Source organism: Magnetospirillum gryphiswaldense MSR-1 v2 (assembly GCF_000513295.1).
In the GTDB taxonomy this organism is placed as follows: domain Bacteria; phylum Pseudomonadota; class Alphaproteobacteria; order Rhodospirillales; family Magnetospirillaceae; genus Magnetospirillum; species Magnetospirillum gryphiswaldense.
Map to the genome: position 1 here is coordinate 2,242,615 of NC_023065.1, position 21,451 is coordinate 2,264,065.

25 protein-coding genes are annotated in these 21,451 nt (G+C 63.9%); 18 read left to right on the forward strand and 7 right to left on the reverse strand.

Annotation, left to right across the window (positions count from 1 at the left end; all coding sequences use genetic code 11):
- Positions 1 to 3: 3 nt before the first annotated feature.
- Positions 4 to 1,509: a flagellin gene (locus tag MGMSRV2_RS10530; RefSeq protein WP_024080340.1), complete on the forward strand. Its 1,506-nt coding sequence runs from the start codon at positions 4 to 6 to the stop codon at positions 1,507 to 1,509.
- A 313-nt stretch (positions 1,510 to 1,822) separates the two neighbouring features.
- On the opposite strand, the gene MGMSRV2_RS10535 is transcribed toward MGMSRV2_RS10530, so the two are convergent.
- A complete protein-coding gene (locus tag MGMSRV2_RS10535) occupies positions 1,823 to 2,293 on the reverse strand; it encodes a BLUF domain-containing protein (protein WP_084028041.1) in 471 nt (156 codons plus the stop codon).
- Between the two features lie 357 nt (positions 2,294 to 2,650).
- Here MGMSRV2_RS10535 and MGMSRV2_RS10540 point away from each other — a divergent pair, with 357 nt between their 5' ends.
- From MGMSRV2_RS10540 to mtgA, 9 genes are all read left to right on the forward strand, one after another.
- Positions 2,651 to 3,589, forward strand: a complete 939-nt coding sequence (locus MGMSRV2_RS10540; RefSeq protein WP_041634366.1) for a histone deacetylase family protein — start codon at positions 2,651 to 2,653, stop codon at positions 3,587 to 3,589.
- A 3-nt stretch (positions 3,590 to 3,592) separates the two neighbouring features.
- Positions 3,593 to 4,039: a bacteriohemerythrin gene (locus MGMSRV2_RS10545; protein WP_024080343.1), complete on the forward strand. Its 447-nt coding sequence runs from the start codon at positions 3,593 to 3,595 to the stop codon at positions 4,037 to 4,039.
- A gap of 119 nt (positions 4,040 to 4,158) precedes the next feature.
- Entirely contained in the window at positions 4,159 to 4,575 is a 417-nt protein-coding gene (locus tag MGMSRV2_RS21610) for an ArsR/SmtB family transcription factor (RefSeq protein ID WP_024080344.1), read from the forward strand.
- Complete coding sequence (locus MGMSRV2_RS21615; protein ID WP_041634368.1) at positions 4,572 to 5,069, forward strand: arsenate reductase ArsC; 498 nt, start codon at positions 4,572 to 4,574, stop codon at positions 5,067 to 5,069. The genes MGMSRV2_RS21610 and MGMSRV2_RS21615 overlap by 4 nt, the downstream gene beginning before the upstream one ends.
- 2 nt (positions 5,070 to 5,071) lie before the next feature.
- Positions 5,072 to 5,521, forward strand: a complete 450-nt coding sequence (locus MGMSRV2_RS10555) for an arsenate reductase ArsC (RefSeq protein WP_024080346.1) — start codon at positions 5,072 to 5,074, stop codon at positions 5,519 to 5,521.
- Between the two features lie 49 nt (positions 5,522 to 5,570).
- Complete coding sequence (gene arsB, locus MGMSRV2_RS10560) at positions 5,571 to 6,596, forward strand: ACR3 family arsenite efflux transporter (protein ID WP_041634369.1); 1,026 nt, start codon at positions 5,571 to 5,573, stop codon at positions 6,594 to 6,596.
- Positions 6,593 to 6,961: an arsenite efflux transporter metallochaperone ArsD gene (gene arsD / locus MGMSRV2_RS10565; RefSeq protein ID WP_024080348.1), complete on the forward strand. Its 369-nt coding sequence runs from the start codon at positions 6,593 to 6,595 to the stop codon at positions 6,959 to 6,961. Before arsB ends, arsD begins: the two co-directional genes overlap by 4 nt.
- 10 nt (positions 6,962 to 6,971) lie before the next feature.
- Complete coding sequence (arsA, locus tag MGMSRV2_RS10570) at positions 6,972 to 8,678, forward strand: arsenical pump-driving ATPase (protein WP_024080349.1); 1,707 nt, start codon at positions 6,972 to 6,974, stop codon at positions 8,676 to 8,678.
- Between the two features lie 28 nt (positions 8,679 to 8,706).
- The gene (gene mtgA, locus MGMSRV2_RS10575; protein WP_024080350.1) at positions 8,707 to 9,402 is read left to right on the forward strand and encodes a monofunctional biosynthetic peptidoglycan transglycosylase; all 696 of its coding nucleotides are present in this window, start codon (positions 8,707 to 8,709) and stop codon (positions 9,400 to 9,402) included.
- Here the strand turns inward: mtgA and MGMSRV2_RS21425 are convergent.
- On the reverse strand, positions 9,399 to 9,551 hold the full coding sequence (locus tag MGMSRV2_RS21425) for a hypothetical protein (RefSeq protein ID WP_024080351.1): 153 nt from the start codon (positions 9,549 to 9,551) through the stop codon (positions 9,399 to 9,401). The two genes, mtgA and MGMSRV2_RS21425, sit on opposite strands and share 4 nt — an antisense overlap.
- Positions 9,552 to 9,689: 138 nt before the next feature.
- Here MGMSRV2_RS21425 and MGMSRV2_RS10580 point away from each other — a divergent pair, with 138 nt between their 5' ends.
- The 4 genes from MGMSRV2_RS10580 to MGMSRV2_RS10595 are packed head-to-tail and all read left to right on the forward strand — an operon-like array spanning position 9,690 to position 13,025.
- On the forward strand, positions 9,690 to 10,607 hold the full coding sequence (locus MGMSRV2_RS10580; RefSeq protein WP_024080352.1) for an efflux RND transporter periplasmic adaptor subunit: 918 nt from the start codon (positions 9,690 to 9,692) through the stop codon (positions 10,605 to 10,607).
- On the forward strand, positions 10,604 to 11,734 hold the full coding sequence (locus MGMSRV2_RS10585) for an ABC transporter permease (RefSeq protein WP_024080353.1): 1,131 nt from the start codon (positions 10,604 to 10,606) through the stop codon (positions 11,732 to 11,734). Before MGMSRV2_RS10580 ends, MGMSRV2_RS10585 begins: the two co-directional genes overlap by 4 nt.
- Before the next feature lie 2 nt (positions 11,735 to 11,736).
- Positions 11,737 to 12,432 (forward strand): ABC transporter ATP-binding protein, encoded by a 696-nt coding sequence (locus tag MGMSRV2_RS10590; RefSeq protein ID WP_024080354.1) that lies wholly within the window; start codon positions 11,737 to 11,739, stop codon positions 12,430 to 12,432.
- On the forward strand, positions 12,429 to 13,025 hold the full coding sequence (locus MGMSRV2_RS10595) for a TetR/AcrR family transcriptional regulator (protein ID WP_024080355.1): 597 nt from the start codon (positions 12,429 to 12,431) through the stop codon (positions 13,023 to 13,025). The genes MGMSRV2_RS10590 and MGMSRV2_RS10595 overlap by 4 nt, the downstream gene beginning before the upstream one ends.
- Here MGMSRV2_RS10595 and glmS read toward each other — a convergent pair.
- Both glmS and glmU read right to left on the reverse strand, forming a co-directional pair.
- The gene (glmS, locus tag MGMSRV2_RS10600; RefSeq protein ID WP_024080356.1) at positions 12,986 to 14,809 is read right to left on the reverse strand and encodes a glutamine--fructose-6-phosphate transaminase (isomerizing); all 1,824 of its coding nucleotides are present in this window, start codon (positions 14,807 to 14,809) and stop codon (positions 12,986 to 12,988) included. The genes MGMSRV2_RS10595 and glmS overlap by 40 nt on opposite strands.
- 3 nt (positions 14,810 to 14,812) lie before the next feature.
- Positions 14,813 to 16,177, reverse strand: coding sequence for a bifunctional UDP-N-acetylglucosamine diphosphorylase/glucosamine-1-phosphate N-acetyltransferase GlmU (gene glmU / locus MGMSRV2_RS10605; protein WP_024080357.1), 1,365 nt, complete (start codon positions 16,175 to 16,177; stop codon positions 14,813 to 14,815).
- A gap of 91 nt (positions 16,178 to 16,268) precedes the next feature.
- On the opposite strand from glmU, the gene gph reads away from it, so the two are divergent.
- Positions 16,269 to 16,931 (forward strand): phosphoglycolate phosphatase, encoded by a 663-nt coding sequence (gph, locus tag MGMSRV2_RS10610; RefSeq protein WP_024080358.1) that lies wholly within the window; start codon positions 16,269 to 16,271, stop codon positions 16,929 to 16,931.
- A gap of 38 nt (positions 16,932 to 16,969) precedes the next feature.
- Here the strand turns inward: gph and MGMSRV2_RS10615 are convergent, their stop codons facing one another.
- Genes MGMSRV2_RS10615 through MGMSRV2_RS10625 form a run of 3 tightly spaced genes read right to left on the reverse strand, consistent with a single transcriptional unit; the run spans position 16,970 to position 18,964 of the window.
- Positions 16,970 to 17,749, reverse strand: a complete 780-nt coding sequence (locus tag MGMSRV2_RS10615) for a metal ABC transporter permease (RefSeq protein ID WP_041633572.1) — start codon at positions 17,747 to 17,749, stop codon at positions 16,970 to 16,972.
- Entirely contained in the window at positions 17,742 to 18,503 is a 762-nt protein-coding gene (locus tag MGMSRV2_RS10620; RefSeq protein ID WP_024080360.1) for an ATP-binding cassette domain-containing protein, read from the reverse strand. Before MGMSRV2_RS10620 ends, MGMSRV2_RS10615 begins: the two co-directional genes overlap by 8 nt.
- Complete coding sequence (locus MGMSRV2_RS10625; protein ID WP_024080361.1) at positions 18,500 to 18,964, reverse strand: Fur family transcriptional regulator; 465 nt, start codon at positions 18,962 to 18,964, stop codon at positions 18,500 to 18,502. Before MGMSRV2_RS10625 ends, MGMSRV2_RS10620 begins: the two co-directional genes overlap by 4 nt.
- A 70-nt stretch (positions 18,965 to 19,034) precedes the next feature.
- Here MGMSRV2_RS10625 and MGMSRV2_RS10630 point away from each other — a divergent pair, with 70 nt between their 5' ends.
- From MGMSRV2_RS10630 to MGMSRV2_RS10640, 3 genes are read left to right on the forward strand one after another with little or no spacing between them, the layout of a single operon-like run.
- Entirely contained in the window at positions 19,035 to 19,967 is a 933-nt protein-coding gene (locus MGMSRV2_RS10630; RefSeq protein WP_024080362.1) for a zinc ABC transporter substrate-binding protein, read from the forward strand.
- Between the two features lie 31 nt (positions 19,968 to 19,998).
- Positions 19,999 to 20,388: a phosphoribosyl-AMP cyclohydrolase gene (gene hisI / locus MGMSRV2_RS10635; RefSeq protein WP_024080363.1), complete on the forward strand. Its 390-nt coding sequence runs from the start codon at positions 19,999 to 20,001 to the stop codon at positions 20,386 to 20,388.
- The gene (locus tag MGMSRV2_RS10640; RefSeq protein WP_024080364.1) at positions 20,388 to 21,425 is read left to right on the forward strand and encodes a CobW family GTP-binding protein; all 1,038 of its coding nucleotides are present in this window, start codon (positions 20,388 to 20,390) and stop codon (positions 21,423 to 21,425) included. Before hisI ends, MGMSRV2_RS10640 begins: the two co-directional genes overlap by 1 nt.
- Positions 21,426 to 21,451: the final 26 nt, after the last annotated feature.

The window sequence follows — 21,451 nt, forward strand, 5'->3', positions numbered from 1 at the left end:
GCCATGACCCGCGTCGCAACCTATGGCTCCAATCAGCTTTACCTGTCACGCATCACCGCCGTGCAGGAACGCGTCAACATGCGCACCCTTCAGGTGGTCACCGAGAAGAAGTCGCCCAACTACACCGGCATTTCCGCCGATGCCAACCGGCTGATCAATTTCGAGAACGAAAAGGCGCGCTCGCAGGCCTTCATCAACAACAACGCCTCGCTGCAAACCACCATCGGTCTAGCCGACGTGTCGTTGACGGCGGTGGAAAAGACCATGAAGACCTTCCGCGACCGGTTGGAAACCTTCTACACCAACAAGAACCGCACCCAACAAGACATCGAATCGATCCAGACCCTGGCTTTCCAGTCGATGATCGACATGCAGTCGTATCTGTCCAGCAGCGCTGACGGCAAATACCTGTTCTCGGGCGGCCTGGTATCGCAGGAACCGGTGCAATTGCCCGCCGCCACCCACGACGCCTTCAAGGATATCTACGACGGTTTCAGCGTCACCTATCCGACCACCCGTGACGCCCACATGGTGGACACCGTCACCAAGACGGCGACCACCGGCAATTTGACCTTCAATGCCGCCAACGGCACCATCACCGCCGCCAATGCCGGCACCTTGTCGCAATTCCCGGTGGGCAGCAAGATCACCGCCGCCGGTGCCTCGGGCGCCAACAACCAGTCCTATACGGTGGTGGCCAATACCGGCACCCAGATCAAGGTGTCGCAGCTGACCACCGAGGGGCCGAGCGCCGCCACCATCAGCTATTACCCGGCTGGCAACACCACCACCCCCAACGTCCTGAACGGCAACCTGACCTTTACCCCCGGTACCGACACCATCCAGGTGTCCAGCACCACCGGCTTCGCCGTCGGACAGGTGTTCACCGTCGCCGGCACCACCAGCAACGACGGCAGCTACAAGGTGTCGTCCATCGCCGCCGGCCCGCCCGACACCATCACGGTGGAAAGCGTCAAGGTCGGCGCCACCGAAACGGTCGCCGCCACCTTGTCCTCGGAATCCTGGTACAAGGGCGACAACATCTCCATCGAGCAGCGCATCGACCAGGACCGCACCGTCGCCATCGGCATCTTCGCCTCTGATCCGGCCTTTGAAAAAGCCTTCCGCGCCATGGGCCTGATCGCCCAGGGCAATTACGGTACCGCCGGCGGCCTGGAAAACAACATGGAACGGGTCGAGCAGGCTCGCTACCTGATCCGCGATTCCATGCTGCATCCCGCCGGCAACAGCGCCCCCTTCGGCACGGAAGAATCCAGCGATCTGGAATCGGTGCGGTCGCAATTGGGGGTGACGCAAAACCTGATCAAGACCAAGACGGAAAAGCATCAATCCTATATCGGCTTCCTCGACGACCGCATCATCTCCATGGAAAACGTCGATAAGAATGAAGCCATCACCTTGCTGCTGGACGACCAGCGCGCCTTGGAAGCCGGCTATCAGGCCTTGTCCAAGGTTCGCGAGATGTCGCTGATCAACTTCCTGAATTAAGTCCGATCAGCCTCGGACACGGATACAGGCCCGGCCACGCGATGCGCGGCCGGGCCTTGGCGTTCAGCGCAGATACTGAAAGACGGCATGGCCCACGGCCACCATCAGGACGGCCACGGCAACCCAGGTATGACTACCAGAATTCACAATCTGTCCTCAAAAATAAAAAAGTATTCACCCCACAAAATACCAATACGCCACACAAACAACCAACACATACAGACGAATACGCCATAATAGATAGAGCGATGAAATATAATTATTAGATTTATTTTAAATTTCGAACACGCCAAACCCCACCACACCCGATGAATCAGGGTGAGGTTTCGGCGATTCTCTGAAAATCACTGACCATATCGCGCAATAACAGGCGCAAGGGCACATCATTGCCGGGCACGGCATCGATCAGATTGCGGCACAATGTCCGCTCCTCTTCACCAAGCCGCTGGGAATCGACCAGGGCCATGGCCCAATCAGGAAAGAGGCGTTCCTCGATGAAATCCTCGAATGCCACCCGCACGTCGTGGTGGCGTTCATCGTGACGGATTCGGTCCAGAAGAGCGCGAACCACAGCCTCTTCACCCTCCAGATATTGCATGAACATACGCTGGTGATACATCAGGATACCCGTCACATGAATCCCCTGGTTACGGGCATGAGCCCCCCGGACCAAAGCCGTCAGGTCAGCGGAAGACATATCGTTGTGCGCGTGACTGAAATACAATAAGCCAATCATTACACGCCTCACCAACCAGCAATAATCTACAAAATAAAAACAAAACATATAAACATTTAAATATTTTGTAAACAAATGATTATAAATAATATATCAGCATCACCATATCAATGTTAAGCAAAAACGTCCATTAGACACTGCACACCCACAATCAGTCGTTTGAATGGAACAAAAAATCCATCCACAACCTTGTAGGGCCGTGCGGATATCTCCTGACAGGTGATTTTTCCCACCCGCACTCAATTTCGGCGACGGCAACCAATGAAATGCCCCGCAATTACCGTTGCGCCGGCAACAATCCATATCGACTCCCTTTCCGCCTTTTCTTATTCTAAGGTATATCGTCCGGTCCCGATGCCGGGCCCCGAGCGGCGCCAAGCCGCCAGACCGAGGGAGCATCCGCTTTTGTCCTCCACCGTCATCTATACGCACCCCATCTGCCTGGAGCATGACACCGGCGAGTTCCACCCGGAATGTGCCGACCGGCTTCGGGCCATCGGCCACATCCTCGACCGCGAGGAGTTCATGTATGTCCCGCGTGAAGAGGCGCCCAAGGCCACCTTGGCGCAGATTCTGCGCGCCCACACCCAGGACCATTACGATCAGGTGATGGACTCGATCCCGGCCGAGGGATCGGTGGAGCTGGACGGCGACACCTTCGTCTCGCCGCGCTCGGGCGAGGCCGCGCTTCATTCCGCCGGCGCCGCCATCGCCGCCGTCGACGAAGTGGCGACCGGGCGCAGCCGCAACGCCTTTTGCGCCACCCGCCCGCCCGGCCACCACGCCGAACGCAACGCCATCATGGGCTTTTGCCTGTTTTCCAACGCCGCCATCGCCGCCTTGCACGCCCGCGACCAGCACGGCTTCAAACGGGTGGCGGTGGTCGATTTCGACGTCCACCACGGCAACGGTACCCAGGACGTGCTGTGGAACGAGCCCGGCACCTTCTATGCCTCGTCGCATCAGGACGACGCCTTCCCCTATACCGGCAAGGTCGAGGAAGTGGGGCCGCCCGGCGGCTGCACCGTGGTCAACGTGCCCTTGCCGGCGGGCACCGCGTCGAATGTCTTCCGCGCCGCCTACACCGACATCATTCTGCCCAAGCTCGAGGCCTTCGCCCCCGACTTCCTGATCATTTCCGCCGGCTTCGACGCCCACGCCGCCGACCCCATGGCCCATTTGCGCCTACAGGTGGCCGATTTCGAGTGGCTGACGCAAAAACTTCTGGGCATCGCCCGTACCCATGCCCAACGCCGGGTGGTCTCGGTGTTGGAAGGCGGCTATGAAACCCGCGCCCTGGCGGCCTGTGTGGCCGCTCATCTTCGTGTGCTGATGGAAGGCTAGATCATGAACTTCGTTGAATGGACCGCCGAAATGTCGGTGGGTTCGGACGCATTGGACGATCATCACAAGATGATCATCGACTGCCTGAACGATCTTCATCCACTGCTGGAAACCCACGCGCCGGAAGACAAGGTATTGGCGGTGATGGCCAAGCTGGAAGACTTCGTCCTGGTCCACTTCAGCCAGGAAGAACAGGACATGAAGCGGGCCGGCTACCCCGACTGGCAAGCGCACAAAGCCCTGCATGACAGCATGTACGACGTGGTCTTCGCCCTGAAATCCGACATTCAGAACGGCGAAAACGTCGACGCCCAGCGCCTGTTCCAGTTGATCCAGGACTGGCTGGTCACTCACATCCTGGGCGAGGACCGCAAATACGTCCCCTACATGACCGACCCCGCCGCCAAACCGGTGGCCCAGTGGAAGCGGTCCAACGGCAGGGATTGCTGACCCCCTAAATAGCAGGCCGCGCAACCGGCACGGCCTTGGCCGTGAGCGGTTGCGCTTGCCTTGACGGCGTAATAAATGTATCATTTTCCATAACAACGAAATGATACTAGCGTGGCGTCATGCTTGAGACCTTCGAGATCACCGCCAAAGCCATCGCCGATCCCAGCCGGGCGCGCATTGTCAAACTGCTGGAAAACGGCGAGCTGTGCGTCTGCCAGATCACCACGGTGCTGGGGCTGGCGGTGGCCACGGTGTCCAAACACCTGTCGGCACTGAAGACCGCCGGCCTAGTGCAAAGTCGCCGCGACGGCAAGTGGGTCTATTACCGCTTGGCCGAACGTGACTTCAATGCCCATGCCCGTGGTTTCCTGACCCTGCTGGCGGCCTCTCTCGACGACGATCCCACTATCGCCGCCGACCGCCGCCTGCTGGTCCAGGTCAATGCCGTGCCGTTGCAGGTGCTGTGCGACCAGGGCCGGGCGGCCCTGGACTTGACGTCTCAGGCCCCAACCACTTGTTGCGGGGCATCGCCATGACCGACCACGTCTATAACGTCCTGTTCCTGTGCACCGGCAATTCCGCCCGTTCGATCATGGCCGAGGCCATCTTGAACGCCGATCTGTCGGGCAAGTTCAAGGCCTTCAGCGCCGGCAGCCACCCCAAGGGTGAGATCGACCCGACCGTGCTGGCCCTGCTGAAGAAGACCAATTATCCCACCGACGGTTTGCGCTCGAAATCCTGGGACGAGTTCGCCCAAGCGGGGGCGCCGGCCCTGGATTTCGTCTTCACCGTCTGCGACAACGCCGCCGGCGAGGTTTGCCCGATCTGGCCGGGCCAGCCGATGACCGCCCATTGGGGCGTGCCCGACCCGGTGGGCTTTGTCGGCACCGAGGTGGAAAAAGCCGCCCATACGGCGGAAGTCATGCGCATGCTGGCCAGCCGCATCCAGATTTTCGCCGCCCTGCCCATGCGCGGCCTCGACAAGCTGACACTGCAAAAGCGCCTGAACGACATCGGCAAGGGGAGCTGACCATGACCATTAATGTTCTGGTGCTGTGTACCGGAAATTCCGCCCGTTCGGTCCTGGCCGAATGCCTGATCAACGATCTGGGCGGCAGCGCCTGGAAGGCCTATAGCGCCGGCAGCAAGCCCACCGGCGTGGTCAATCCGTTATCGATCGAAGTGCTGCGGGAAAAAGGCCATGCCGTCGATGGTTTGCGGTCGAAGTCGTGGGACGAATTCGCGCTGCCCGACGCGCCGCAAATGAATCTGGTCATCACCGTCTGCGACAACGCCGCCGGCGAGGTGTGCCCGATCTGGCCGGGTCATCCGTCCAAGGTCCATGTGGGTTTCCCTGACCCGGCGGCGGCCGAAGGCAGCCACGAGGAGAAATTGACGGTGTTCCGTCAGGTCTACGACATGATCAAAGCCAAGATCGAACGCCTGATCGCCCTTGGCCCCGACCGCGCGGCAGAGGTGTAAGATGTCCGCCCAATGCGAAGTGGCCGGTAAAGCCGCGGCCAAAGCCCCCATGAATGTGTTCGAGCGTTACCTGACGCTGTGGGTGGCCTTGTGCATCGTCGTCGGGGTGGCGCTGGGGCATTTCATCCCGGCGCCGTTCCAGGCCATCGGCCGCATGGAAATCGCCCAGGTCAACCTGCCGGTGGCGGTACTGATCTGGCTAATGGTCATCCCCATGCTGCTGAAGATCGATTTCGGCGCCCTGCATCAGGTCAAGGAGCACTGGAAAGGCATCGGCGTCACCTTGTTCATCAATTGGGCGGTGAAGCCGTTTTCCATGGCGCTGTTGGGCTATATCTTCATCAGCACCCTGTTCCGGCCCTGGCTGCCGCCCGAGCAGATCGACAGCTACATCGCCGGTCTGATCCTGCTGGCGGCGGCACCGTGCACCGCCATGGTCTTCGTCTGGTCCAACCTGACCAAGGGCGAGCCCCATTTCACCTTGTCGCAGGTGGCGCTCAACGACCTGATCATGGTCTTCGCCTTCGCCCCCATCGTCGGCCTGCTGCTGGGGTTGTCCTCCATCACCGTGCCATGGGACACGCTTTTGCTGTCGGTGGTGCTTTACATCGTCATCCCGGTGATCATCGCCCAAATCTGGCGTAAGGCGCTGCTGGCCCGTGGTCCGCAGGCACTGGCCGCCACCTTGGCGGTGCTGGGGCCGGTGTCGCTGGCGGCGCTGCTGACCACCTTGGTGCTTTTGTTCGGGTTCCAGGGCGAACAGATCATCGCCCAGCCGCTGGTCATCCTGATGCTGGCGGTGCCCATCACCATCCAGGTCTATTTCAATTCCGGCCTCGCCTATCTGCTGTCGAAAAAGCTGGGCGTCGCCCATTGCGTCGCCGGCCCGTCGGCGCTGATCGGCGCCAGTAATTTCTTCGAACTGGCGGTGGCCGCCGCCATCTCGCTGTTCGGTTTCCATTCGGGGGCGGCGCTGGCCACCGTGGTCGGCGTGCTGATCGAGGTGCCGGTCATGCTGTCGGTGGTGAAAATCGTCAATTCCTCGAAGGATTGGTATGAAGGGAAATCATCATGACCAAGCTTGAAGTCTATGACCCCGCCATGTGCTGTTCCACCGGCGTGTGCGGCCCCGAAGTCGATCCGGCCCTGGTGGCCTTCGCCGCCGATCTGAAATGGGCGGCGGAACACGGCATCGAGGTGGTGCGCTACAATCTGGGCCAAGAGCCCCAGGCCTTCGCCGCCAATCCTGACGTGGTCAAGGAAATGGAGGCCGGCATGGATCGCCTGCCGGTCATCGTCCTGGACGGCCACATCATTTCCACCGGCCTTTATCCGACCCGGGCGCAATTGGCGGCCAAGCTGGGCCTGGGCACCGCCCAGCCCAAGATCACCGTCAAGGAAACCGCCTCGTGCTGCTCGCCCAAATCCGGGTGCTGTTAAGGACGCCATCATGAACGCCTTGCCGATCATCGCCACCCGCCACGCTTTCTTCACCGGCAAGGGCGGTGTCGGCAAGACCTCGTTGTCCTGCGCCTGCGGCCTGGCCCTGGCCGAGGCCGGCAAGCGGGTGCTGATCGTCAGCACCGACCCGGCCTCGAACCTGGATGAAGTGTTGGGCACCCAGCTTACCGGTGTGCCCACCGCCATCGCCGGGGCCCCGGGTCTGTTCGCGCTCAACATCGACCCCGAAGCCGCCGCCCGCGACTACAAGGAACGCATGGTCGGCCCCTATCGCGGTATCCTGCCGCCAGCCGCCATCGCCAGCATGGAAGAGCAATTTTCCGGCGCCTGCACGGTGGAAATCGCCGCCTTCGACGAATTCGCCAAGCTGCTGGGCGATGCCTCGGCCACCAGCACCTTCGACCACGTCATCTTCGACACCGCCCCCACCGGCCATACTTTGCGCCTGCTGACCCTGCCGTCGGCGTGGACCGAGTTCATCGCCTCGTCCACCGGCGGCGCCTCGTGCCTGGGGCCGCTGGCCGGGCTGGAAAAGCAAAAGGCGCTTTATGCCGCTACCGTGGCGCAATTATCCGACGCGGCCTCCACCACCATCATCCTGGTCAGTCGCCCGGAAAAGTCAGCGCTGCGCGAGGCCGAGCGGACCCGGGGCGAACTGGCCGAGCTGGGGGTGAGCAATCTGCGGCTGGCCGTCAACGGCATCTTCACCGCCCTTCACTCCGGCGATGCCATCGCCGATGCCATGACCGCGCGCGCCGCCCTTTCCCTGGCCGCCATGCCCCCGGCCCTGGCCGCGTTGCCGCGCCATGAAATCGGCTATGTCGCCAAGGGCACGGTCGGCCTCGACTCGTTGCGCGCCCTGGGCCATCCCCTTCCGCCCGCCGCCGCGCCCCTGAACGCGGCCTACCCCGCATTGCCGCCCGGCCTCGACGGCCTGATCGCCGAGATCGCTGCCACCGGCCACGGCATCATCATGACCATGGGCAAGGGCGGCGTCGGCAAGACCAGCATCGCCGCCGCCATCGCCACCGCCCTGGCCCGGGCCGGCCACGCCGTCACCTTGTCGACCACCGACCCCGCCGCCCATGTGGCGGACGCGGTGGCGGCCGATATCCCTGGCCTGAGCGTCACCCGCATCGACCCGGAAGCCGAGGTCGCCCTTTATCGCGACGAGGTGCTGGCCAAGGCCGGCGCCGACCTGGATACCGCCGGCCGTGCCATGCTGGAAGAGGATCTGCGCTCGCCCTGCACCGAGGAAATCGCCGTCTTCCGCGCCTTCGCCCGCACCGTCGATCAGGGCCGCGACCGCTTCGTCGTCCTCGACACCGCGCCCACCGGCCACACCATCTTGCTGTTGGACGCCGCCCAGGCCTATCACCGCGAGGTGCTGCGTACCCAGGCGGAAATACCCGAGGCGGTGCGCGACCTGCTGCCGCGCCTGCGCGATGCCGAGTATACCAAGACCATCATCGTCACCCTGGCCGAGGCCACCCCGGTGCACGAGGCCGAACGCCTGCAAGCCGACCTCGCCCGCGCCGGCATTACCCCGTTCGCCTGGGTCATCAACCAAAGCCTGCTGGCCAGCGGCACCACCGACCCGGTGCTGGCCCTGCGCGGACAGTACGAAATCCCCTTCATCCAAAAGGTGACGCGGGATTTGTCGAAGCGTACGGTATTGATCCCCTGGCGGGCCTGACGCCCGCCGACCACCATAGGCTGGCGCCGTGCCGCGCTTTTCCGTCTCCCGATTATGGCCGCTGCTGGCCAAGGCTGTCTTCGTCGTGTTGGTGGCGGCACCGCTGGGCCTGACCCTGGTCTATCGCTTCGTGCCGCCGCCGGTGACGCCGCTGATGCTGATCCGTCTGGCCCAGGGGCACGATTTGAACAAGGATTGGCAGCCCCTTGAGGCCATCTCGCCGCATCTGCGCCGGGCGGTGATCGGTTCCGAGGACGGCAAATTCTGCACCCATTGGGGCTTTGACTGGCACGCCATCGACAACGCCATCGAAAAATATGGCGAAGGCGGCACGGTGCTGGGGGCCAGCACCATTTCCATGCAGACGGCCAAGAACCTGTATCTGTGGCCCAGCCGCACCTTCATCCGCAAGGGGCTGGAAGCCTATCTGACGCTGTATCTGGAAGCCCTGTGGCCCAAGCGGCGGATTTTGGAAGTCTATCTCAACATCGCTGAATTCGGCCCCGGCCTGTATGGAGCCGAGGCGGCATCACGCCGCCATTTCGGCAAACCTGCCGCCGCCCTGACCGCGCGCGAGGCGGCGCTGCTGGCCGCCGTGCTGCCCAACCCGCTGGAACGCTCGGCCGCGAAACCATCGTCTTATGTCGCCCGCCGTGCCGCGCTGATCGACGTCCGCGCCGATCAGGTGGGGCTGGGAAAAGATGGGGCTTGCGACAAGGATTAAGCCGCCACCGCCTCGACCACCCGAGCCAGGGCATCCAGGCGGGCGCGGAACTCGTCGCGGGCCGAATCGAAGCGATGAAGATGCTGATTGATCCGCCTGACGCGATCGGAAAGCGAGGCCGGAACCGCAGTGGCGCTGATTTTATCCATGACCTACCCCCTTGATCTTTACAGAGAAAATAGCGCCTTTCCCATTGATGCATCCAGCATACATCAGAATGTCGGGCCTTGACCCGAGCAGCGGTCGGGTGTTAGTAAGTTAGCACTTACTTACCAGCGGATCATGCCATGAAAAAGCGGCCTTCGACCACCGCCTCCCCCTTTATCGCCATCATCCTGACATCCCTGTTGATGGCGGAGAGCGGCTTTCCCTCGGCGGCCCAAGCCGCCGGCGACATCCGCACGCAGGTCTACGGGCTGGGAACGGTAGAGGCCAAGGTTTTGGCCCGCCTGGGATTCGAGGTGGCCGGACGCCTGACCGACATGGCCGTCGACCAAGGGCAGACGGTGGAGGCCGGACGGGTTCTGGCCAGTCTCGATGCGTCCGAGCAATCGGCACGGCTGGCCCAGGCCGAAGCCGATTTGCGGCAGGCCGAAGCCGCCCAGGGCCAAGCCAAGGCTCGACTGGACCGGGCCAAGGCGCTGCTGGCCCAGCGACGCAGCATCAATGACCGCCGCCAGACCCTGGTACGGCGCGGCACGGTGTCGCAGGAAGCGGCAGAAGACGCCGAGGCCGGATCAGCCGTCGCCGCCGCCGACGTCGCCGTTGCCGCCAGCGACGTGGAAGCCGCCCGCGGCGCCGCCGAGGCGGCGAAAGCCCGCATCCAGCTTGAGCGCGCGGTGCTCGACAAGTTCACGCTGACCGCCCCGTTCCCGGCCCTGGTGGTTGAACGCCTGCTGGAAAAGGGGGCGACGGTGGCCCCTGGCGGGATCGCGCTCACCGTTATCGATCCGTCCACCGTCTGGGTCCGCGCCTTTGTCGACGAATCCCTGGCCGGACGGCTGGCCATCGGCCAGAAGACGACCATAACCCTGCGCTCGCGCCCCGGTCAGCCCCTGAGCGGGCGGATCGCCCGCATCGACATCGAGAACGACCGTGTCTCGGAAGAACGCAAGGTTCACGTCGCCTTCGATTCCCTCCCCGCTGGCTTCCATCTGGGCGAACAGGCGGAAATCCTGGTCAGCACCGAAGGCGATCGGCCATGAATTTGGCTGTTCGCGATATCCGCCATCATCTGGGCCGCTTCATCCTGACCTGTCTGGGATTGGCGCTGTTGTTGGGCGTGGTCATCTCCATGATCGGCATCTATCGCGGTCTGGTGGCCGATGCCCTGGTCCTGGTCCGCGCCCCCCAGGCCGATCTGTGGGTGGTCGAGGGCGGCACCCGCGGCCCCTTTGCCGAATCGTCGCGCCTGACCTATGACACCCGCAACGCCATCGCCAGAATAGCCGGCATCGCCGAGGCCGGGGCCGTCACCTATCAATCGGTGCAGATCGAAACCGATGGCCGACGGCAGCGATTGTTCGTCATCGGCTATGAACCCGGGCGACCGGGGCAACCGCAAGGGGTGATCGAAGGCCAGCCCATCGACCGCAGCCATTTCCAGCTGATCGCGGACCGTCGCTCGGGACTGGCACTGGGCAGCACCCTGCGCCTGGGCGGCGACGATTTCACAATTGTCGGTCGCACCGCCGGCCACGTGGATTCCGCCGGCAACCCAGTGATCTACATGACCTTGAAGGATGCGCAGAAGCTGCAATTCCAACTGTTGGGCGGCGCCGCCCGTCAACAGGCGGCGCGGGGCGAAACCGCCAACCGCAATCAGGTCAACGCCATCCTGGCCCGCCTGACCCCCGATGGCGACGTCGCCGCCACCGTCGCCGCCGTCGAACGCTGGAAGCATCTGTCCGCCCTGTCGCAACAAGACCAGGAAAACCTGTTGCTGGGCGCGGTGGTCGATAAAGCCCGCAAACAGATCGGCATGTTCACCGTGGTCCTGCTGACGGTATCGACGGTGATCATCGCCCTGATCATCCACACCATGACCATGGATAAAATACGCGAGATCGCCACCTTGAAACTGATCGGCGCCCCCGACCGCACCATCTTGGCGCTGATCGTGCAGCAAGCCTTGCTGATGGGCGGCATCAGTTTCGTCACCGGTGCCGGCCTGATCACCGCCGTCGCCGGCTATTTCCCCCGCCGGGTCATCGTCGAGGCCGGCGATATCGCCGTTCTGGCGGCGGTGGTCGTGGTGGTCTGCGCCCTGGCCAGCCTGTTGGGGGTCCGTCAGGCCTTGCGCATCGACCCGGCCCGAGCCTTGGGGGGCTGACCATGACCGCATCTCCCGCTCCGTTGGTCAGTCTGCGCGGTGTCGCCAAACATTACGGCGAGGGCAGCGCCCGCGTCGATGCCCTGAAGCCGCTGGATATGGACATCCAGGCCGGAACCGTGATCGGCCTGCTTGGTCCCAGCGGCTCGGGCAAAAGCACGGTTCTCAACCTGATCGGCGCCATCGTCGAGCCCGATCAGGGCCGCATCATCCTTGACGGCGAAACCGTCTATGACGGCGGCTGGCGGCGCCGCGACCTGCGACGCTTGCGGCTGGAAAAGATCGGCTTCATCTTCCAGTTCCACAACCTCATTCCGTTTTTGACCATCAGCGAAAATATCGAGGTGGTGCTGACCCTGGCAGGCCGGACCAAGGCCCAAGCACGCCGCCGCGCCGCCGAATTGCTGGACTATCTTCAGGTGGAACGCCCGCAGGCCATGCCGTCGCAGGTATCGGGCGGACAGGCCCAGCGGGTGGCCATCGCCCGTGCCTTGGCCAACAGCCCGCGCATCATCCTGGCCGATGAACCCACCGCCGCCCTGGATTCGGAACGCGCCGGCATCGTCATGGACCTGCTGCGCAAGGTGGCGCGGGAGCAAGGGGCCAGCGTCATCGTCGTCACCCATGACGAAAAGATCATGGCCCGCTTCGACGCCCTGCACGTCCTGCGCGACGGAATATTGGTGGAACCATCATGACGCCGCGCAAGACCGGCGAACAACGCAGGGCGGAAATCATCGAAACCGCCCTGCTGCTGGCCGCCGAACTGGGCCCCGACCGCATCACCGCCGAAGCCATCGCCAATAGGCTGGGGATCAGCCAGCCGGCCATCTTCAAGCACTTCCCGCGCAAGGGTGATATCTGGGACGCGGTGATCGACCAACTGGTGCAATCCCTGAGCCGGGTCTGGAGGGAAAGCACCACCGACAAGCCGCCCGAACAGCGCCTGTTCGCCTTGCTTGACGCCCATTTCGCCTTTATCGCCGCCCACCCCGCCGTGCCGCTGGTGCTGCTGTCGCCGGAATTGCAGGCCCGCCACCCGCCCTTGCGCCAGACCATCATGCGGCTGATGGGGCTGTTCCATTCCGAACTGCGCCAAACGATCAGCGCCGGCAACACCCCGCCCGACAATGCCGATCAACGGGCATGGATGATGCTATCCCTGGTCCAGGGCATCGCCATCCGCTGGGCCCTGTCCGGCCACGCCTTCGACATCAGGGCGGAAGGTGGGGCACTGATCCGGTTGGCGGACTATTCCACCGTCACCGACTTGGCCAGATTGCGCGGCTGATCCACGTCGGTGCCGCGCGCCAAAGCGACGTGATAGGCCAGCACCTGTACCGGCACCGCGTACAGGATGGGGGCGACGAAGGGATCGACCGGGGGCATCTGGAACGAAGCCATGGGCTTGACCGCCAGCTTGCTCAGGCCTTCGGCGTCGGAGATGAAGATTACTTTGGCGCCACGCGCGATCACTTCCTGCACGTTCGACGCCGTCTTGTCGTACAGATCGTCCGACGGGCACAGCACCACCACCGGCACGTGATCGTCGATCAGCGCGATGGGGCCGTGCTTCAACTCGCCCGCCGCATAGCCTTCGGCGTGGATATAGCTGACTTCCTTCAGCTTCAGCGCCCCTTCCAGGGCGATGGGGTAGCAGGGGCCACGGCCCAGATATAGCACGTCGCGGGCCTGGGCCACGTCTTCGGCGATCTGGCGGATATTGTCCTCGCCGCGCAGCATCTCGGCGATGCGCGCCGGCACTTCGGCCAGGGCCTGCGACAATCGCGCTTCCTCGGCCGCGTCCAGGCGGTTGTTGGCCCGCGCCATGCCCATGGCCAGGCAGGCCAGCACCACCAATTGGGTGGTGAAGGCCTTGGTCGAGGCGACGCCGATTTCCGGTCCAGCCTGGGTCAACAGCGCGGTGGTCGCTTCACGCGCGATGGTGCTTTCCGCCACGTTGACCAGGGCCACGGTGTGCAGGCCGGCATCGCGGCAATACCTGAGCGCCGCCAGGGTATCGGCGGTTTCGCCCGATTGCGAGATGAACACCGCCATGTCGCCGGGCACCAGCACCGGCTGGCGATAGCGGAATTCCGAGGCGATTTCCACTTCCACCGGCACCCGCCCCAGTTTCTCGATCCAGTATTTGGCCACCGAACCAGCGTAGTACGAGGTGCCGCAGGCGACGATGGTCACCCGCTTGACCGAGGCCAGATCAAACGGCAAATCCGGCAAGGTAATGGTGCGGCTGGCCGGGTTGAGCATGGTGTTCAGCGTGTCGCCGATCACCTGCGGCTGCTCGTAGATTTCCTTGATCATGAAATGGCGGTGCTGGCCCTTGCCGATCAGGGCGCCGGACAATTGGGTCAACCGCACCTCGCGCTTGACCACCTTGTCCTCACGGTCGCGGATGACCACGCTGGAGGGCGTCAACACCGCCCAATCGCCATCGGCGAGATAGCTGATCTTCTGGGTCAAGGGCGCCAGGGCCAGGGCGTCGGAGCCCAGGAACATCTCGCCGTCGCCATAGCCGATGGCCAGCGGGCTGCCTTCACGCGCGGCGATCAGCAGATCGGGGCGGTCGGCGAAGATGATGCCGAGGGCAAAGGCGCCGTGCAGGCGCTTCAGCGCCGCGCTGGTGGCATCCTCGGGCGATTTGCCTTGGCCCAGGTAGAAGTCGATCAGTTGCGCCACCGCCTCGGTGTCGGTGTCGCTCTCGAACACATGGCCGCAGGCGGTCAGTTCTGCCTTGAGCTCGGCGTAATTCTCGATGATGCCGTTATGGACCACCGCCACCCGCGCGGTGGCGTGCGGGTGGGCATTGCGTTCGGTCGGCACGCCGTGAGTGGCCCAGCGGGTATGGCCGATGCCGATGATGCCGCCCAGGGGCTGGGTCACCAGCAGGCGTTCCAGGTTGATCAGCTTGCCCTCGGCCCGGCGGCGCTCGATCTTGCCCGCGACCAAGGTGGCGATGCCGGCGGAATCGTAACCGCGATATTCCAGCCGCTTCAGGCCCTCCACCAGATGCGGCGCGACCAGATCCTTACCGATGATACCGACGATGCCGCACATGGATCACTTCCCTTGCTTCTTGGCCTTTTCCGCCGCCTTAGCGGCGCGGAAGCGGTCGGCCCAGCCGGCCACCTCCATCTGAGCGCCACGGCCCACGGCCAGGGCGCCATCGGATACATCCTTGGTGATCACCGAACCGGCGCCGATCATGGCGCGGGCGCCGACCTTGACCGGGGCGACCAACGACGAATTGGAACCGATGAAGGCGCCAGCGCCGATTTCAGTGCACGACTTGGTGAAACCGTCGTAATTGCAGGTGATGGTCCCCGCCCCCACATTGGCATCCGCCCCCACCTGGGCGTCGCCGATATAGGACAGGTGGTTGACCTTGGCGCCGGCCTCGATCACCGATTTCTTCACCTCGACGAAATTGCCGATATGGGCGGCGGCACCGATCTCGGCACCGGGGCGCAGACGGGCATAGGGGCCGACATCGGCGCCGTCGGCGATGGTGCAGCCCTCGAAATGACAGAAGCCCTTGATCACCACATGATCGCCGATGGTGACGCCGGGGCCGAACACCACGTGCGGCCACACCATCACGTCGCGGCCCAGGCGGGTATCCCAGGAAAACCACACGCTGGCCGGATCGATCAAGGTGGCGCCGTCATCCATGGCGGCACGACGCAATTCGCCCTGGATGATGGCCTCGGCCCCGGCCAGTTCGGCGCGCGAATTGACGCCCAGCAATTCCTGCTCGTCGCCCAAGACAAAGGAACAATTGGCACCGTCACCGCGGGCCAGACCGACCACGTCGGTCAGATAATACTCGCCCTTGGCGTTGTCGTTGCCGATGCGCGCCAGTCGGTCCCACAGGCAGGCGCCGTCAAAGGCCATGACGCCGGAATTGCACAACGGGATTTCGCGCTGGTCGTGATTGGCGTCCTTGAACTCGACGATGGCCTTCAGCCCCTCGGCGCCGACCACCAGACGCCCGTAATGACCGGGATCGACGGGCTTGAAGCCCAACACCACCACCGCCGGATTCTTGTCGGCATTGCGGCGCTCGGCCAGCATGCGCTGCAAGGTGGCCTTGGTGATCAACGGCGTGTCGCCATACAGCACCAGGACGTCGCCGTGGAAATCCTTGAGCAGGTCGCGCGCCTGCATGACCGCATGGCCGGTGCCCAGACGCTCAGTCTGCACCACGGTCTGGGCCGGAGCCACCGCTTGCGCCACCACGTCCATGCCGGGGCCGACCACCACCACCACCTTGTCCGGGTCGAGCCCCGACACGGTTTCCATCAGATGCTGGATCATCGGCCGTCCGGCCAGGGGATGCATGACCTTGGGCAGGTCGGATTTCATGCGCGTGCCCATGCCGGCGGCAAGGACGATGACAGCGAGTTCGGATGTGCCCTGGTCCAAAGCGATCAATACCCAAGCGGTTGCGGTGATCGCCGGAAAGTGCCACAAAGGAACGGTATGGGCCAGTCAATCTTTATTGCGGAAGGTTTCAATGAACCGGGTCAGACGGGCGGCGATTTTCGATTTGGACGGCACTCTTATCCATTCGTTGCCCGATTTAACGGTGGCGGTGAACAAGACTCTCGCCGATTGGGATCGTGCGGCTTTGCCCGACACCGAGGTCGGCCCCATGGTCGGCGATGGCGCTGGTACCTTGGTGACACGGGCCTTCAATGCCCGCGGCGGCCTGCCCGGCCCCGATGTCGGCCCCTATCTGCAACGCTTCCTCGATCATTACGAGCCCCATGCCACCGACCTAACCAAGCCCTGGCCCGGCGTCATCGAAACCTTGGAATATCTGCGGTCCAAGGGGCTGATCCTGGCCATATGCACCAACAAGCCAACCAAGGCCACCCACGATATCCTGAGTGCTCTGGGCCTGGATCATTTCTTCGCCGTGGTGGTCGGCGGCGACGACGCCCCGGCGCTGAAACCCAACCCGGCCCATATCAATGCCGTGCTCGACCGCCTAGGCATCAACCACGAGGACGCGGTGATGGTGGGCGATTCCATCAACGACGTGCTGGCGGCCAAGGGCGCCAAGGTGCCGGTGGTGGTGTTGAGTTTCGGCTATTCCCGCGTGCCGCCCAATGAATTGGGCGCCGATCTGGTGGTTGACGACTTCACCATGCTGAAGCGGGTCATCGCCGGCTGAGCCGGCAGAAGGTTAGCGCCGGTTGAACCGGCAAAAGGTTACCGCCGGCTGAGGCGCACCAGCCCGAACAGCACCACCGCCGCCAGCACCACCGAGGGGCCGGACGGCGTGTCGAAGCGCCAGCTTCCGCCCAGACCGCAAACCACCGCCACCATGCCCAGGGCCGAGGCCCACAGCGCCATCTGTTCCGGTGTCCGCGCCAAGGCCCGCGCGGCGGCGGCGGGGACGATCAGCAGTGCGGTGACCAGCAACACGCCCACCACCTTCATGGCCCCGGCCACCACCAGGGCGATCAGCAGCATCAAACCCAGACGGGCACGGGTGACGTCGTGGCCCTCGGCGGCGGCTAGATCCTCATCGATGGTGGTGGCCAGCAAGGACGGCCACAGCTTCCACAGGGCCAGCAGAGCGACGGCACCGCCGCCCCAGATCACCGCCACGTCGATCCAGCCCACCGCCAGGATATCGCCCAACAGCCAGCCCACCAGATTGACGCGCACATCGTCCAGCAGCGACAGCGCCACCAGACCGGCAGCCAACGCCCCGTGCGAGACGATGCCCAGCACCGTGTCGGAGGCCAGTTTCTTTTGCCCCTGGCTGAGCCCCAGTACCACGGCCAGAGCCACGGCCAGCACGGCGATGCCCAGGGACGGCGACAGGCCCGCCACCATGCCCAGCACCACGCCGAGCAAGGCGGAATGGGCCAAGGTATCGCCGAAATAGGCCATGCGCCGCCAGACGACGAAACAGCCGAACGGCCCGGCCACCAGGGCCAAGCCCAGTCCAGCGGCCAAGGCGCGCAGCAGAAACTCATCCATGGCGGCAATCCGGTCCGTGAACGTGGATGTGCTCGACCGTGCCGTCGGGACGATGGGCGTGGTCATGCACATGGGTATAGACCGCCAGCGAGGCGGCGACGCGCGGCCCGAACAGGGCCAGATATTCCGGGTGACGGGCGACGTTTTCCGGGTGGCCGGCGCAGCAGACGTGGCGGTTCAGGCACACCACCTCGTTGGTGGCGGCCATGACCACGTGCAGATCGTGACTGACCATCAGCACGCCGCGCCCCTCGTCGCGGGCCAGACCGGCGATCAGGTCGTAGATTTCCGCCTGCCCGGCCATGTCGACGCCGCCCACCGGCTCGTCCAACACCAACAGATCGGGCTGGCGCAGCAAGGCGCGGGCCAGCATCACCCGTTGCAATTCGCCGCCCGACAGATCGCGCACCTGCCGGCCCATCACATGACCGGCGGCCACCCGGTCGAGCGCCGCCGCCACATCGCCCTTGCCTGCCGCCATGCGCAGGAAACGCCGTACCGACAGCGGCAAGGAGGCGGGGATGTCCAGGCGCTGCGGCACATAACCGGCCACCAATCCAGTCCGCCGCGTCACCGTGCCCGATTGCGGCACCAAAAGCCCCAGGGCGACCTTGACCAGGGTGGATTTGCCGGCGCCATTGGGGCCGATAACGGTGACGATCTTGCCCGGTTCCACCGTCAGCGTGATGCCCGACAGGGCCAGAACGCCGTCATGGCTGACGCTGACGTCGTCCAGGCGGACCAGCGCGCTCATGGGCTTTCCCCCCGGCAGGCGGGACACAAGCCCTCGGCCTCGACGGTCAAGGTGGCGATCTCGAAGCCATGACGCCGGGCGGCATCGCGTACCGCCGCCTCGATGCCGGCGTCATTCAACTCGGCGGCACGCCCGCATTGCCGGCACAGCAGGAATTGACCGGCCTGATCGTGACCGGGATGAGCACAGCCGACAAAGGCGTTGAGCTTTTCGATGCGGTGGATCAGCCCATGGGCCAGCAGGAACTCCAACGCCCGGTAAACCGTGGGCGGCGCCGCCTTGCCCAAGGCCTGCAACAGGGCATAGGCACCGATGGGAGCATGGCTGCGCCATACCAGTTCCAGCACCCGACGGCGGATATCGGTCAGGCGGGCGCCGCGGCGGCGGCACTCCTCCTCGGCGGCGGCCAGGGCTTGGGTGATGCAACGGTCGTGATCGTGCTGCGGCTGGGGAAAACTCATGAGGCTTGCCAGGGCTTGATGTTATATTATAGCGTCCGGTTCGTGATCCATCATTGCACGGAGCAATCCCATGTGGAAGTCCCTGGCGCTATGTGTGCCGCTGCTGGCCCTGTCCTCGGCCCCGGTCTTGGCCGAGGTGCCCAAGGTGGTGGCGTCGATCCAGCCGTTGCACTCGCTGGCCGCCATGGTCATGGACGGCATCGGCCAGCCGACCTTGCTGGTCAGCGGCACGGCGTCGGAACACGGCTATACGCTGAAGCCGTCGGACATGCGGGTGCTGGAACAGGCCGAAATCGCGGTGATCGTCGATACCGGCTATGAAACATTTCTGGCCAAGCCGCTGAAATCCCGGGGCAAGAAGATCGACGTGGTGGCCATGGCCGATCTGCCCGGCATGACCGTGCTGGAGCCGCGTGCAGGCGGTCTGTGGGACGGCCACCACGAAAAGCACGACCACGACAGTCATGGTCACGACCACCATGACCAATTGGACGGCCATCTGTGGCTGAACACCAGCAATGCCCAAATTCTGGTGACGGCGCTGACCGAAATGCTGGCGGAAAAGGATCCGGCCAACGCCCTTGCCTATCGCCGCAACGCTGACACCGCCAAGACCCGCTTGGCCGCCCTGGATGCCCAATTGCGCGACACTCTGGCCCCGATCAAGGACCGCCCCTATGTGGTGTTCCATGATGCCTATCAATATTTCGAGGCGCGTTACGGCCTGTCGCCCGCCGGTTCCATCACCGTCGACCCCGACCGCCCGCCGCCGCCCAAGCGTCTGGCGGCGCTGAAGGACAAGCTGGTGCAAGCCAAGGCGGCCTGTGTGTTCCGCGAGCCGCAATTCCCTGCCCCCATCGTCGAAACCCTGGCCAAGGCGGCCAACGCCAAGACCGGCCTGCTCGACCCGCAAGGCGCGGCGCTGCCGCCCGGCCCCGATCTGTACCCGGCACTCATGACCAATCTGGCCGATTCCTTGACCAAGTGCCTGTCGGCACCTTAATACCAGGGGACAGCATTCCCCGGAGACGATCATGACCCAGTTCGACGCCGCCCTGGCCGCCATCAAGTTCAATGAAGACGGTCTGGTCCCAGCCATCGCCCAGCAGCACGACAGCGGCGAAGTGCTGATGATGGCGTGGATGAACGCCGAAGCGGTGCGCGAGACGCTGGAAACCGGTCGCGTCTGCTATTGGTCGCGCTCGCGCCAGGGATTGTGGCGCAAGGGCGAGACCTCGGGCCAGCAGCAACGCCTGAAGGAATTGCTGATCGATTGCGACGGCGACACCTTGCTAGTCAAGGTCGATCAGGATGGCGTCGCCTGCCATACCGGTCGGCGCACCTGCTTTTATACCGCCGCCCGCGGCGATGATCTGGTGGAAGTGGAACAGGTCAGGATCGACCCCAAGGAACTCTACAAATAATGGATACCATCCCCGTCACCGTGCTGACCGGCTTTTTGGGCAGCGGCAAGACCACGCTGCTCAACCATCTTCTCGCCCATCCCGGCTTGGCCCAGACCGCCGTGCTGATCAACGAATTCGGCGAAATCGGCCTGGACCATCTGCTGGTCAAGCACGTGGCCGAGGATATCGTCCTGCTCAATTCCGGCTGCCTGTGCTGCACCGTGCGCGGCGACATGGTCAACGCGCTGCGCGACCTGTTCCTGAAACGGGTCAAGGGCGAGGTGCCGGACTTCACCCGCGTCATCATCGAAACCACCGGTCTGGCCGACCCTGCCCCGATCATCCATACCCTGATGACCGACCCGCTGCTGGCCAGCCGCTATCGCCTGGACGGCATCGTCGCCACCGTGGATGGCGTCAACGGCGCACGGACGCTGGACAACCACGCCGAAGCGGTCAAACAGGCGGCCATCGCCGACCGGCTGGTGCTGACCAAGACCGACATCGCCGATTATACCGCCATCGAGGTACTGCACGCCCGTCTGCGCCAGTTGAACCCCGCCGCTCCCATCCTACGCGCCGATAACGGCAAGCTCGACCCGGCGGAAATCCTGGATGCCGGCCTGTTCAACGACCGCGACAAGATCCCCGACGTGCGCAAATGGCTGAACGCCGAGGCCTATGCCGACGAAAATCACCACGACCACCACCACCACGACGTCAACCGCCATGACGATCGGGTGGCCGCCTTCGTCTTCACCACCGATACCCCGGTCAGTTGGCCGGCGCTGTCCTTCGCCCTGGAATTGCTGATTTCCAACAAGGGCGAGAACATCTTGCGGGTCAAGGGCATCGTCAACGCCATCGGCCACGACAAACCGCTGGCCATCCACGGCGTCCAGCACGTGTTTCACCCACCCGCCGCCCTGGAATGCTGGCCCGATGCCGACCAGCGCACCCGCATCGTCTTCATCACCCGCGATTTCGGCCGCGAAGCCATCGAGCGCATGCTGGGCGGGGTGTTGACCATCGCCGAGGAAACCGGAGTCAATTAAGAATCCACATTAGAATTGTTATTGAT

Coding starts and splice junctions, on each gene's coding strand:
- MGMSRV2_RS10530 (WP_024080340.1), top strand. CDS start 4: ATGACCCGCGTCGCAACCTATGGCTCCAATCAGCTTTACCTGTCACGC.
- MGMSRV2_RS10535 (WP_084028041.1), bottom strand. CDS start 2,293: ATGTTTTGTTTTTATTTTGTAGATTATTGCTGGTTGGTGAGGCGTGTA.
- MGMSRV2_RS10545 (WP_024080343.1), top strand. CDS start 3,593: ATGAACTTCGTTGAATGGACCGCCGAAATGTCGGTGGGTTCGGACGCA.
- MGMSRV2_RS21610 (WP_024080344.1), top strand. CDS start 4,159: ATGCTTGAGACCTTCGAGATCACCGCCAAAGCCATCGCCGATCCCAGC.
- MGMSRV2_RS21615 (WP_041634368.1), top strand. CDS start 4,572: ATGACCGACCACGTCTATAACGTCCTGTTCCTGTGCACCGGCAATTCC.
- MGMSRV2_RS10555 (WP_024080346.1), top strand. CDS start 5,072: ATGACCATTAATGTTCTGGTGCTGTGTACCGGAAATTCCGCCCGTTCG.
- arsB (WP_041634369.1), top strand. CDS start 5,571: ATGAATGTGTTCGAGCGTTACCTGACGCTGTGGGTGGCCTTGTGCATC.
- arsD (WP_024080348.1), top strand. CDS start 6,593: ATGACCAAGCTTGAAGTCTATGACCCCGCCATGTGCTGTTCCACCGGC.
- arsA (WP_024080349.1), top strand. CDS start 6,972: ATGAACGCCTTGCCGATCATCGCCACCCGCCACGCTTTCTTCACCGGC.
- MGMSRV2_RS21425 (WP_024080351.1), bottom strand. CDS start 9,551: ATGGATAAAATCAGCGCCACTGCGGTTCCGGCCTCGCTTTCCGATCGC.
- MGMSRV2_RS10580 (WP_024080352.1), top strand. CDS start 9,690: ATGAAAAAGCGGCCTTCGACCACCGCCTCCCCCTTTATCGCCATCATC.
- MGMSRV2_RS10585 (WP_024080353.1), top strand. CDS start 10,604: ATGAATTTGGCTGTTCGCGATATCCGCCATCATCTGGGCCGCTTCATC.
- MGMSRV2_RS10590 (WP_024080354.1), top strand. CDS start 11,737: ATGACCGCATCTCCCGCTCCGTTGGTCAGTCTGCGCGGTGTCGCCAAA.
- MGMSRV2_RS10595 (WP_024080355.1), top strand. CDS start 12,429: ATGACGCCGCGCAAGACCGGCGAACAACGCAGGGCGGAAATCATCGAA.
- glmS (WP_024080356.1), bottom strand. CDS start 14,809: ATGTGCGGCATCGTCGGTATCATCGGTAAGGATCTGGTCGCGCCGCAT.
- gph (WP_024080358.1), top strand. CDS start 16,269: ATGAACCGGGTCAGACGGGCGGCGATTTTCGATTTGGACGGCACTCTT.
- MGMSRV2_RS10615 (WP_041633572.1), bottom strand. CDS start 17,749: ATGGATGAGTTTCTGCTGCGCGCCTTGGCCGCTGGACTGGGCTTGGCC.
- MGMSRV2_RS10620 (WP_024080360.1), bottom strand. CDS start 18,503: ATGAGCGCGCTGGTCCGCCTGGACGACGTCAGCGTCAGCCATGACGGC.
- MGMSRV2_RS10625 (WP_024080361.1), bottom strand. CDS start 18,964: ATGAGTTTTCCCCAGCCGCAGCACGATCACGACCGTTGCATCACCCAA.
- MGMSRV2_RS10630 (WP_024080362.1), top strand. CDS start 19,035: ATGTGGAAGTCCCTGGCGCTATGTGTGCCGCTGCTGGCCCTGTCCTCG.
- hisI (WP_024080363.1), top strand. CDS start 19,999: ATGACCCAGTTCGACGCCGCCCTGGCCGCCATCAAGTTCAATGAAGAC.
- MGMSRV2_RS10640 (WP_024080364.1), top strand. CDS start 20,388: ATGGATACCATCCCCGTCACCGTGCTGACCGGCTTTTTGGGCAGCGGC.